General features: G+C 69.8%; 12 protein-coding genes. 10 read left to right on the top strand and 2 right to left on the bottom strand.

Annotation, left to right across the window (positions count from 1 at the left end; translation table 11 throughout):
* The first annotated feature begins 151 nt into the window (after window positions 1-151).
* From PMI14_RS27705 to PMI14_RS33795, 7 genes are all read left to right on the top strand, one after another.
* Window positions 152-1012, top strand: coding sequence for a LysR family transcriptional regulator (locus PMI14_RS27705; protein ID WP_007859748.1), 861 nt, complete (start codon window positions 152-154; stop codon window positions 1010-1012).
* A gap of 80 nt (window positions 1013-1092) precedes the next feature.
* Window positions 1093-1389 (top strand): antibiotic biosynthesis monooxygenase, encoded by a 297-nt coding sequence (locus tag PMI14_RS27700; RefSeq protein ID WP_007859747.1) that lies wholly within the window; start codon window positions 1093-1095, stop codon window positions 1387-1389.
* A gap of 232 nt (window positions 1390-1621) precedes the next feature.
* Window positions 1622-2581, top strand: a complete 960-nt coding sequence (locus PMI14_RS27695; protein WP_007859746.1) for a chemotaxis protein — start codon at window positions 1622-1624, stop codon at window positions 2579-2581.
* A 292-nt stretch (window positions 2582-2873) separates the two neighbouring features.
* Window positions 2874-3398 (top strand): hypothetical protein, encoded by a 525-nt coding sequence (locus PMI14_RS27690; RefSeq protein WP_007859745.1) that lies wholly within the window; start codon window positions 2874-2876, stop codon window positions 3396-3398.
* A 30-nt stretch (window positions 3399-3428) separates the two neighbouring features.
* Entirely contained in the window at window positions 3429-4280 is an 852-nt protein-coding gene (locus PMI14_RS33800; protein ID WP_007859744.1) for a DUF4124 domain-containing protein, read from the top strand.
* Window positions 4281-4306: 26 nt separating this feature from the next.
* Window positions 4307-5035: a DUF4124 domain-containing protein gene (locus PMI14_RS27675; RefSeq protein ID WP_007859742.1), complete on the top strand. Its 729-nt coding sequence runs from the start codon at window positions 4307-4309 to the stop codon at window positions 5033-5035.
* Between the two features lie 178 nt (window positions 5036-5213).
* Window positions 5214-6212, top strand: coding sequence for a hypothetical protein (locus PMI14_RS33795; protein ID WP_007859740.1), 999 nt, complete (start codon window positions 5214-5216; stop codon window positions 6210-6212).
* A gap of 4 nt (window positions 6213-6216) precedes the next feature.
* On the opposite strand, the gene PMI14_RS27665 is transcribed toward PMI14_RS33795, so the two are convergent.
* Window positions 6217-7164, bottom strand: a complete 948-nt coding sequence (locus tag PMI14_RS27665; protein WP_035206087.1) for an SDR family oxidoreductase — start codon at window positions 7162-7164, stop codon at window positions 6217-6219.
* 43 nt (window positions 7165-7207) lie between these two features.
* On the opposite strand from PMI14_RS27665, the gene PMI14_RS27660 reads away from it, so the two are divergent.
* Window positions 7208-8269, top strand: a complete 1062-nt coding sequence (locus PMI14_RS27660; protein ID WP_007859735.1) for a CDP-6-deoxy-delta-3,4-glucoseen reductase — start codon at window positions 7208-7210, stop codon at window positions 8267-8269.
* Window positions 8270-8328: 59 nt separating this feature from the next.
* Complete coding sequence (locus PMI14_RS27655) at window positions 8329-9312, top strand: tripartite tricarboxylate transporter substrate binding protein (RefSeq protein ID WP_007859734.1); 984 nt, start codon at window positions 8329-8331, stop codon at window positions 9310-9312.
* A gap of 42 nt (window positions 9313-9354) precedes the next feature.
* Here the strand turns inward: PMI14_RS27655 and PMI14_RS27650 are convergent, their stop codons facing one another.
* Entirely contained in the window at window positions 9355-10668 is a 1314-nt protein-coding gene (locus tag PMI14_RS27650; protein ID WP_007859732.1) for an aspartate aminotransferase family protein, read from the bottom strand.
* Window positions 10669-10787: 119 nt separating this feature from the next.
* Here PMI14_RS27650 and PMI14_RS27645 point away from each other — a divergent pair, with 119 nt between their 5' ends.
* Complete coding sequence (locus tag PMI14_RS27645; protein ID WP_007859723.1) at window positions 10788-11516, top strand: TetR/AcrR family transcriptional regulator C-terminal domain-containing protein; 729 nt, start codon at window positions 10788-10790, stop codon at window positions 11514-11516.
* The last annotated feature ends 16 nt before the right edge of the window (window positions 11517-11532 follow it).

Raw genomic sequence — 11532 nt, 5'->3', positions numbered from 1 at the left:
CCCCTTCTCTCGAATGGCTGCGCCATTCGGGAAGGGGGACACCGCCAGCGCGGCGGGGCGGCCCTTGCGCGGCGGTCGCTGGCCCAGGCCGCGCTCGTTCGACGCATGGCGACCAAGTACAACGCCGTGGGAAGCAGAGCCTTCCGCCAGCATGCTGTTTGACCTGCGCGCGCTCGGTTACTTCGTGGCCGCCTACGAGGAACGCTCGGTGACGGCGGCCGCGCGGCGCTGCTTCGTGGCGCAGCCGTCCATCAGCATGGCCATCAAGGGGCTGGAGGATGCGCTCGACGCGATGCTGTTCGAGCGCAGCCGCAGCGGCCTGGCGCCCACGCCCGAGGGCCACCGCCTGTACCCGCGCGCCTGCAGCCTGCTGGCGGACGCGAGCGCCATGGTGCGCGACTTCCGCGAGGCGCCGCGCGAGACCCTGCGCATCTTCCTCCAGGACACCCTGCTCGTGGGCCCGGCCGCGCCGCTGCTGGCGCAGCTGGAGCAGCACCTGCCCCACGCCCTGGTCCGCCTGACCGCCAGTGCCGAGGACTCCCGGCTGCGTCTGGTGGCCGAGCATTGCAAGGCACCCGGCGACACCTTCTTTCCCCTGTGGCGCGAACCCTATGTGATGCTGGTACCCGGCCAGCACCCGCTGCGCTTCAGGAAGCGCTTTGGCGTGGCCGACCTCAAGGGCCTGCCGCTGATCGAATGGCCCCACTGCCCGCTGCACCAGTCCTTCATCCGCCTGCTGGCCGAGCGGGGCATTGCGCTCACGGTGCGCGCCAGCGCCGAGCGCGAGGAACTGCTGCTGCACATGGTCGATGCCGGCATCGGCCTGGCGGTGGTGCCGCAATCGCACGCAGCCCATGCGCGCCACGCGGTGGTACGGCCGCTGGACGGAGCGCTGGCCTTCGATCGGCACATGGGCCTGGCCTGCGATGCCTCGGACGCACCCATGCTGGCGCTGCTGGGGGTGATCGCGGCAGGGGCGGCGGCACCGGCTACGCTCTCGAGCGCGGCCTAGAAAACCTGGACCCAGGGCAGTCCAGCGGGGAGTCTGGGGTACAACCGGGGCTGCACCCACCACCCCCAACAGACCGCCCCATGATCCTGGAAATCGCCCAACTCACCATCCGCCCCGGCCAGGCCAGTGCCTTCGAGCAGGCCTTTGCCCAGGCCCGGCGCATCATCGCCTCGATGCCGGGCTACCAGTCGCACGAAATGCAGCGCTGCATCGAGCGCCCGGACGACTATGTACTGCTGGTGCGCTGGAACACCCTGGAGGACCACGAGGTGGGCTTTCGCCAATCGCCCCAGTACCAGGAATGGAAGGCGCTGCTGCACCATTTCTATGACCCTTTTCCCACCGTGCTGCACTATGGGCCGGTGGCGGGCCTGTAGCAAAATGTCCAGGGCATGCCCTGGGCACCAAGGGCCCGCGCGCAGCGTTTCGCCGATATGTAACAGCAACAACAGCAGGCCGGCACGGAACATGCACCTGCAGTGTCTCGGCGCCGCGACGTTGGGGGGTGGGCAGACCCCATTCGGGTACGCCCTGACAATTTAACGTGCTGCGCACACCGTTCTGATCCTAGAATTTGTAAACGCGCGTATCAGCGCAAAGGACATTCCCATGAAAGCAGTGCAGCAGGACATCGACGAGCGGACCAACCTCACCAGCACCAACAAGTTCGAGCTGCTGCTGTTCCGCCTGGGCACCGACAACGCGCTGGGCAAGTCCGAGCTGTTCGGCATCAACGTGTTCAAGATCCGCGAGATCGTGGCCATGCCCAGCATCACGCCCATTGCCGGTACCACGGCGCATTCGCTGGGCGTGGTCAACCTGCGCGGCCAGGTGATTCCGGTGCTGGACCTGCCCTCCATCGTGGGTTGCAAGCCCCAGACCGGCCTGAACATCATGCTGGTGACGGAATACGCACGCACCACGCAGGCCTTCGCCGTGGAATCGGTGGAAGACATCGTGCGCCTGGACTGGAAGCAGGTGCTCTCGGCCGAAACCAGCGGTGCCAAGGGCAAGCTGGTGACCAGCATTGCCCGCCTGGATGGCAACACCGACGAGTCGCGCCTGGCCCAGGTGCTGGACGTGGAGGCCATCCTGCAGATGGTCTCGCCCTCGGACGGCCACGAGGTCACCGAGGAGAAGGTGGGCGCCAAGCTCAAGCTCAAGCCCGGCAGCATCATCCTGGCGGCCGACGATTCCTTCGTGGCGCGCTCGCTCATCGAGCAGGAGCTCAAGGCCCTGAACGCCCCCTACGAGATGGTCAAGTCGGGCAAGGAAGCCTGGGACCGGCTGAACGCGATCGCCCGGAGTGCCGAGGCCGAAGGCAAGACGGTGCTGGACCGCGTGGCCATGGTGCTGACCGACCTGGAAATGCCCGAGATGGACGGTTTCACGCTGACCCGCAACATCAAGCAGGACGCGCGCTTCCACGGACTGCCGGTGGTGATCCATTCCTCGCTGTCGGGCTCGGCCAACGAAGACCACGTGCGCAGCGTGGGCGCCGATGGCTACGTGGCCAAGTTCGTGGCCGAAGACCTGGCGGAGACCATCCGCCGCGTGCTGCCCAAGTAAGAAAACAGCCCGTTGCCGGGCCGCTGCGCTGCTGCGGCGGCGCAACCAGCGGCAACGCGGGCCTTGGGGCGTGAACGATGTCACGCACCTACCCGGCCAGTGGCATTTGGCCTACCCGCAAGGGCTATCGCGGCACGCCTGTCTGCGGCAAACTGGTATCCGGTCAACCAAATGCGGGGCTCAAACGTCAAGTTGCAAGCGGCCTGGCGGATGTAACACCATCGTGGTGTTGTTTTCCGGGCCTTTACCTGCAACGCGGAACGCGCCCCGTGCGCCGGGAGTCTGAATCCATATGACAAATACCATCGCCCGCGTTCTCTCCGCCACGGTCCTGGGCGCCGTGCTGACCGGCTGTGCCACGGTACCGGGTGACCCGTACTACGCACCCGCCCCCACCTACTACCCGCCGAGCTCGTCGACGATCATCTACGATTCGCCGCCGGTCTACCATTCGCCGCAGCCCGTGTACGTGGCGCCGCCGCCGGCGTACTACGGCAACCGCCGCGACGAGCGCGACTGGGCGCGCGAGCGGGAACGTGAGCGCGCTCCGCAGCAATGGCGCGAACAGGCCGAGCGTGAACGCCGCGATCGGGACCGTGATCGCGACCGCGACAACGCCCGCCGCGACCAGGAGCGCCGCAACCAGGCTGACCAGGACCGCCGCAACCAGGCCGAGCAGGCACGCCGCGACCAGATCGAGCGCGACCGGCGCGCAGCCGCAGAGCGGTCGCGTGGCGACAACCGCCAGTATGGCCCCGGCCCGGCACCCACCGACTGGCGTGCCCGACAGCAATCGAACAGCAAGGAACAGCCCTGAGCAATGGCTGGCTGTTCCGCAGGACGCGGGATGATCCTGGCCCGCCACCTTGTACTTGGCCTTTGCACGGCCTGGCTGTGCCTGGGCGCTCAGGCCCAGGTGACGCGCTGTACCGATGCGCGCACCGGCAAAGTCGCCTACACCGACGGCACATGCAACAGTGGCGAGGCCACACACGCCGTCACGATACGCCCAGCGCCTGAAGAGGTACTGCGGCAGCAGCGGCTTGACGCCGAAGCGCTGGAGCGCAGTCGGCAACGACTGCAGGCGGACAGTGGTACCGCGCCATCCGATGCGCAGCGCGCGGCGGACCTCCAGCCTGCACTCGCCGACTATGCCCCGCGGCAGTATGACTATGCCCGTTCGCCCGGGTGCGCAGGCTCCCGCGGTGCCTACGACCTGCTGCGCATCCAGCAGGACCATCGTTCCACGCGGGAGTATGGCCCGCTCAAGGAGGCCGCCCAGCAGCGCATGGACATGGATTGCATGGGCCCTGAGGCCTATGCCGAACGCGAGCGCCAGCGCGAGCAGGACCGGCGCGACAAGGAGTATCGGGAGGCTGCCCTGCGCCGGGAGAACGACTTGCGCGACCAGATGGAGCGCGACCACCGTTACCACCAGGAGCGCGAACGGGATAAGGAACGGCAGCGCGAGCGCGATCGGGAGCAGGCCCAGCGCGAGCAGGCGCACCGGGAACGCCTGGAGCGCGAGCGTGACATCGCCCGGCGCGAGCAGGAGAGCCGCTTGCAGCAGGCGGAGCGGGAGCGCCAGCGCGACAACCGTGCCGCCGCAGACCGCAGCCGCAACGAAAGCCGGCCGGTCCAATCCGGCCTCAGCCAGGCTTCGACCGGCTGGCGCGGCAGCATGCGATCCAACCCCTGAACAGTGGCCCCAGCTTGCGAGACACCATGGCCTGCATCCTCCGCCCCACCCTCTTCGGCCTGTTCCTCGCAGGCCTGTGCCTGGGCGCGCAGGCCCAGGTCATCCGCTGTACCGATGCACGCACCGGCAAGGTGACGTACACCGACGGGGCCTGCAGCAGCGGCGAGGCGACCCGCGAAGTGGAGCCCCGCCGCACGCCCGAAGAGATCCTGCTGGACCGGCAACTGTCCGCCGAAGCGCTGGAGCGCAAGCAGCAACGGCTGCAGGCAGAGAACGATGCGGCCCAGGCCGAGGCCCGGCGTGCCGAAGATCGCAACCGTGCGCGCGCCGCCAACGCCCCGCTGCAGCAGGACTATGCGCGCTCGCCCGAGTGCGCGCGCTCACGCCGCAACTACGACATGCTGGCTGGCGAGGGCCCACGCTCCACGCAGGAGTACGGGCAGCGCCTGGAGGCCGCCCAGCGCCAGATGGACCTCGATTGCCTGGGCCCCCAGGGCTATGCCGAGGTCGAACGCGCCCGCGCCGCGCAGCCGCGCGTGGTGGTGGTGCCACCGCGCTACAGCCCTGGCTACCCGCCCGCGGTGTTTCCCCAGCCCTTCCCCACGACACCCCAGCCGCCGCCTCCGCGGCTCACGCAGTGCTCGGACTACCGCTGCACGGACAACCAGGGCAACACCTACCCACGCAACGGCCCAGGGCGCTTCCCGGGCCCCGGCGGGGTCTGCAGATCCAACGGCGGACAGGCGCCCTGCTGAGGCCTGCGGGGAAGCCCGGCCCTGCGCTGTTCCCCCTCTGTTCCCCCTCCTCCCAGGCACGGCACTGCGCGGCCCCTGGCACCCACCCAAATACCGCAGGCGCTGGCGTCAACCGCCCGGCCCCATCGCGCGTCTAGAGCGAACACCGCCGTCGTTTGGCGGTTGCCCAAGGAGCTCCATGACCCCTTTGCCCGTGCGCCTGGCATGCCTGTCCCTGATCGCTGCGGCGTTGGCCGCCTGCGCCCCGCGCGGCACCTACCCGGCACATCCCCTCGCCCTGCAGTACGCCCGTCTGGCCAGCCAGCCCTCTCCCGTACAGCCGCTGCCAACCCCGGCGGCTCTACCCGGCCCTGCCGCTGCACCCGTGCAGGATTCGACGGTGGCGTCGCCCCTGCCTCCCACCACGGCCTCGGTGGGTGCGCACCGCCCATCGGGCCTGCCCGGTCTGCAGCACGTCGATCTGGCCAGCTACCCCTCGCCCATTCCACCCGGGTCCGCCGCGGCGGGAGCTGCCCCGAAAGCGGCGCCATCCAAGGCGGCTGCCCCGCCGCCCGCGACCGTTCGGCCCCACCCCGGCAGCACGCCGCCTGCGATCATCCGCCCCACCTATGCGGAGGCCATGGACCGCATGCGCCGCATCGAGGAAGACGCGCGGCGCGACAGCGAATGGCGCCTGGAGGCCATGGCGCGCGAGATGGAGCGCGACCGCCAGGAACGCGAGCGCCAGCGCGAGCAGGACCAGCGGGACCAGGAGTACCGCGAAGCGGCCCTGCGCGACCAGATGGAACGCGACCGCCGCTACCACCAGGAACGTGAGTCGGCACGGGAAAGGGAACGGGAGCGCGAGCGCGACCGGCAACGTGAAGAGGCCCGCCGCGACCAGGAGCGGCACGACCATGCACGCAACCGCGAGCAGGCACAGCGGGACCAGGCGCAGCGCGACCAGGCCGACCGCGAGCGCCGTGAACGGGATCGCGACAACGCCCGGCGCGACCAGGACCGCCGCGACCAGCAAGCGGAACGGGAACGCGAGCAGGCGCGGCGTGACCAGATGGAGCGCGACCGCCGCGCTGCCGCCGACCGGGCCCGCAACGAGCGCCCGTTGCAGTATGGTCCCGGCCCGGCCCCCACCGACTGGCGTGCGCGCCAGCAGTCGAACAGCCTGGAAAGGCCCTGAGAACCTAAGTGCGCAGGCCCTCGGCCACCGTGGGGTAGCGCAGCCGCAGGCCCAGCTCCTGCAGCATGCGCCGGTTGTCCAGCCGGCGCGACTCGCTCATGAAGCTCAGCAGCACGACCGGCAACTGGGCCTGCGCCGTGCTGCGCGGCAGGCGCGGCGGACGCGGCAGGCCATACAGGTCGGCCGCCAGGTCGAAATAGTCGCCCATCTTGATGTGGCTTTCGTCGCACACGTTGTAGATGCGCTGCGCGCGCCCCTGCCACAGCGCACGCAGGCAGGCACGGGCCAGGTCGTCGGCATGGATGTGGTTGGTGTAGACATCGTCCTCGGCCAACAGCACCGGCGTGCCCTTGCGCAGCCGCGTCTCGGGCGTGCCGCCCTCGCGGTCGGGCGCATAGATGCCGGGAATGCGCAGGATGCTGGCGCGCACGCCCGTGCGCCCCAGGTGGCGCACGGCGCGCTCGGCATTCACGCGGCGCTGTGCACGCGGGGTGGCGGGCGCCAGGGCCCGGGTCTCGGGCACCAGGGCGCCCTGGCAGTCGCCATACACGCCGCTGGTGGAGGCATACACCAGCGAGGCCGGCTGGCTGCGCAGGCGCAGCGCGCGCGCCAGCGCCACGGTGCGCGGGTCGCGCCACCAGGCGTCGCCGCCGGCGCCTTCGCCGGGGGGCGGCGCCAGGTGCATGACCCGCGTGGCCACGCCCGACAGGCGCCGCAGGGTGGCGCCGTCGTCGAGGTTGCCCACCAGCGGCGTGATGCCGCGCGCACGCAGCCCGTCCACACGTGCCGGGCTGGAGGTGAGTGCCAGCACGCGCAGGCGCGGAGCCGCCGTACCGTGCGCCTGCAGCTGGCGCACCACGCGTTGGCCAACGTCACCACAGCCCACGATCAGCAGGCGTTCACGGCGAAAGCGCGCCGGCAGGGCGCCGAGGGGGTTTTGGTTTGAGGGCAAAATCGGGTCCGCGAAGAAGATACGTCCCAAGGATACCCACAACATGACCAGCGCCGAGGCGGCCCCCACGTCCACGTTCCAGATTTCCGTGCAGCCCAGCGGCCGCGCCTTTGCCGCACAGGGCGATGAATCCATCCTGTCCGCTGCCATCCGCAGCGGCGTCGGCCTGCCCTACGGCTGCAAGGATGGCGCCTGCGGCTCCTGCAAGTGCAAGAAGTTGAGCGGCGCGGTGTTCCACGCCAACCACCAGTCCAAGGCCCTCAGCGCCGACGAGGAGGCCGCCGGCTTCGTGCTGACCTGCTGCGCCAAGCCCCTGTCCGACGTGGTGCTCGAATCGCGCCAGGTCACGGACGAGAGCGCCTACCCGGTCAAGAAGATGCCGGTGCGCGTGTCCACCCTGACCAAGAAGTCGCACGACGTGATGCAGGTACGCCTGCAGTTGCCGGCGGCCGACACCTTCCGCTACCACGCGGGGCAGTACATCGAGTTCATCCTGCGCGACGGCGCGCGCCGCGCCTACTCCATGGCCAATGCGCCGCACACCCAGGGAGAGGCCCCGGGTGTGGAGCTGCACATCCGCCACATGGCGGGCGGGCGCTTCACCGACCACGTGTTCGGCGCCATGAAGGAAAAGGAGATCCTGCGCGTGGAGGGGCCGTTCGGCAGCTTCTTCCTGCGCGAGGATTCGGACAAACCCATCGTGCTGCTCGCCTCGGGCACGGGCTTTGCGCCCACCAAGGCGCTGATCGAGCACCTGCAGTTCAAGGGCAGCACGCGGCCTACGGTACTCTACTGGGGCGGGCGCCGCCCGCAGGACCTGTACATGGCCGACTGGGTGCAGCAGCGCCTGGCCGAGATGCCGAACCTGACCTACGTGCCCGTGGTCTCCGACGCCCAGCCCGAAGACGGCTGGACCGGCCGCACGGGCTTTGTGCACCAGGCCGTGATGGACGATTTTGCCGATCTCTCGGGCCACCAGGTCTATGCCTGCGGTGCGCCCATCGTGGTCGAATCGGCACGCGACGCCTACAGCGCACAGCGCGGCCTGCCGCCCGAGGAGTTCTTTGCCGACGCCTTCACCTCCGAGGCCGACAAGCACGGCTGACACGGCCGCCAAGACCACCCATTCTGGAGTGGACACTCCATTTTTTGCACAATGGCGCCATGAACCGCAGAAATCTCACCACCCTTCTCGCCAGCGCTGCCGTCATGGCCGCTGCCCTTCCCCTCGCTGCGATGGCCCAGGACTCGGGCCAGCCGATCCGCCTGATCGTGCCCTATGCACCGGGCGGCCCCATCGACGTGACGGCGCGTGCATTGGCAGAGCGTGTGCGCGATTCGCTGGGCACGGTGATCATCGACAACAAAGGCGGCGCCGGCGGCAACATCGGTGCCGATGCGATCGCCAAGGCGGCGCCGGACGGCCTGACCATCGGCATCTCGGCCACCGCCACGCACGCGGTGAACCCCTGGCTGTACAGCCGCATGCCCTACGACGCGGCCAAGGACTTCGCGGCCATCACCCAGATGGTGCGCGTGCCCAACGTGCTGGTGATCAACGCCGCCAAGGCCGAGCAGCTCAAGATCAACAACCTGGCGGACCTGATCGCCTACGCCAAGGCCAACCCCGCCAAGCTCAATTACGGCAGCGGCGGCAACGGCAGCGCCGGCCACCTGGCCGGCGAGATGTTCAAGCAGCGCGCCGGCATCTTCGCGCTGCACATCCCCTACCGCGGCGCCAACCCTGCCCAGCTGGCCCTGCTGGCCGGCGAGGTGGACTTCAACATCGACAACCTGGCCGCCGCAGCCCCCAACATCCGCGCCGGCAAGCTCAAGGCCCTGGCAGTGACCTCGCTGGCTGCCAGCCCCAACCTGCCGGGCGTGCCCCCGCTGTCGGACACCTTCAAGGGCTTCTCCATCGACACCTGGTGGGGCCTGGTGGCGCCTGCGGCCACGCCCAAGCCGGTGATCGACAAGCTCAACAAGGCCTTCGTCGCGGCGCTGAATGCGCCCGAAACCAAGACCCGCTTCGGCCTGCTGCTGGCCGAGCCGGTGGCGACCACGCCCGCGCAGTTCGAGACCTTCATGGCCAGCGAGCGCGCCAAGTACCAGCAGGTCGTCAAGGCCTCGGGTGCGAAGGTCGACTGATTCCCGGCGTCTCTGTTGCAAGGGCCCCTTCGGGGCCCTTTTTCATGCCCGGGCCGGCAGCACGGCGCGGTGGCGCACCACCACAGCCTCCAGCGCGGCCACCAGGGCATCGCATTCGGCATCGCCCACCGGCAGGGACAGCGCGATCAGCCCGCGCCGCGCCATGAAAACACCTTCTTCCAGCAGGCCGAAGAACACCAGGTCCTTGGCGCGCCCGTCGGTGCCCTGCAGATCGGCGGGGGAGCGCACCGGCGCGGCCGTGGCGTGCAGGGTCATGAGCGATCCGGTGCCGGTGAAAGCCATGTCCACACCATGGCGCTCCAGCACGGCGTTGAAACGCGCGCGCAGCTGCTCGCCGCGCTCATTGAGCGCCTGCACCACCTCGGCGGTCAGCACCTGGATCAGCCCGGCATGGCCGGCGGCCATGGTGAGCACGTTGTTGTTGAAGGTGCCGGCGTGGGCCAGCGCATCGGGGCGGCGCGGGTCGAAGCGCTCCATCACGTCGCGGCGCCCGCCGAACACCCCGAACGACATGCCCCCACCCAGGTACTTGCCGGCGGTGGTGAGGTCTGGGCGGATGGACAACAGCGCCTGCCGGCCACCGAAGGACAGGCGCGAGGTCATCACCTCGTCGAACACCAGCAGCGCGCCGCATTCGTCGGCCAGGGTGCGCAGCGCCTGCAGGAAGGCCGGCTCGCCGGGGATGCAGCCGCCGGCCCCGAGCATGGGCTCGACCAGGATGGCGGCGATGTCCGGCCCGTGCGCGGCCACCAGCGCGCGCACGCTGTCGGCATCGTTGTAGCGCGCCAGCACGAAGTCGTGCGGCACGTTCATCGGCGAGCCGCCGCCCGAGAAGGTGAGCACGCCGCCGTGGTAGGCGCCATCGAACACGACCACCTTGCTGCGCCCCGTGTGCGCCTTGGCGGCGGCCAGGGCCAGCAGGTTGGCCTCGGTGCCCGAGTTGGCAAAGCGCAGCAGCTCCATGGACGGAAAGCGCCGCTGTATCTCGTGCGCCAGCAGGCCTTCGCGCGCCGTGTGGGACGAGAGGTTGATGCCGCCGCGCAGTGCTTCTTCGATGGCTGCGAGCACCACCGGGTGCGAGTGGCCGTAGAGCCCCGCCGTGAACTCGCCCAGCGCGTCGATGTATTCGTGGCCATCGGCATCCCACACCCTACAGCCCGCGCCGCGCGCCATGCTCAGCGGGAAGGGGCCGTGGAACAGCACGCTGCGCGTGTTACCACCGGGCAGCGCCGTTTCGGCCTCGGCCAGCAGGGCAGCGCTGCGCGGGTTGCGTGCACGGTAGTTCTCCACGGCCTGGAACAGGGCGTGGTCCAAGGGTGCGGGGGTGGCGTTCATGCGATCTCCTGTACGGTGTACAAGAAATTATGAATCCGCAATGCCGATCTGGCAAGCGGTGCATTCGGCGCCACCGGATGCCCGACAATCCGCCAACAACTGCCTTCGCCCCCTTGCCGATGCCCCGCGCCCCCACCAAAAACCCCGTAGCCCCCGAGACCGCAGCCGCCGCGCCCCTGTCGCGCGAGAGTGTGCTGGCAGCCGCGCTGGCACTCATCGACCAGCGGGGGGTGGAGGGGTTCAGCGTGCGCGACCTGGCCCGGTCGCTGGGCGTGTACCCCACGGCGCTGTACTGGCATGTGCCCGGGGGCCGCAATGCGCTGATCGCCGGTGCGGTGACGGCCGCCGTGGGTGGGCTGGAACCACCCGCCCCCAACAGCGACTGGCAGGCAGAGCTGCGCGCGCTGTTCGCGCGCTACCGGCAGGCCGTGCACCGGCACCCGCGCATCGCCCCGGTGCTGGGCGCGCAGCTGGTCTCCAACGCCAGCCTGGACCCGCTGCTGCTGGACCGCATCCTGGCGCTGCTCGAATCGGCCGGCTTCACGGACCAAGGCCTGTTCGACGCCTACAACGTGGTGATTGCCGCCATGGTCAGCTTCGTGACCCTGGAGCTGGCGCCGCAGCCCGACGACGACCCCGACGGCTGGGCCGCAGGCCACCAGCAGCGCCTGGCGCAGGTCGATGGCGCGGCCTGCCCGACCCTGGCCAGGCACCTGCCGCAGATGGCCAACCGGGCCTTCGTGGTGCGCTGGAGCAGCGGCAGCACGCACCCGCTGGATGCGGGCTTCGAGGCCTGGACGGAGGTGGTGGTGCAGGGGCTGGCCGCGCGGCTGCCCCGCAATGTTTAGCGGCTGGGGCCTGCCA

It is taken from the genome of Acidovorax sp. CF316 (assembly GCF_000276605.1).
Lineage (GTDB): Bacteria > Pseudomonadota > Gammaproteobacteria > Burkholderiales > Burkholderiaceae_C > Acidovorax.
Note: the sequence above shows the minus strand (reverse complement) of the source record. Positions and strands in the feature narration are given on the sequence as shown.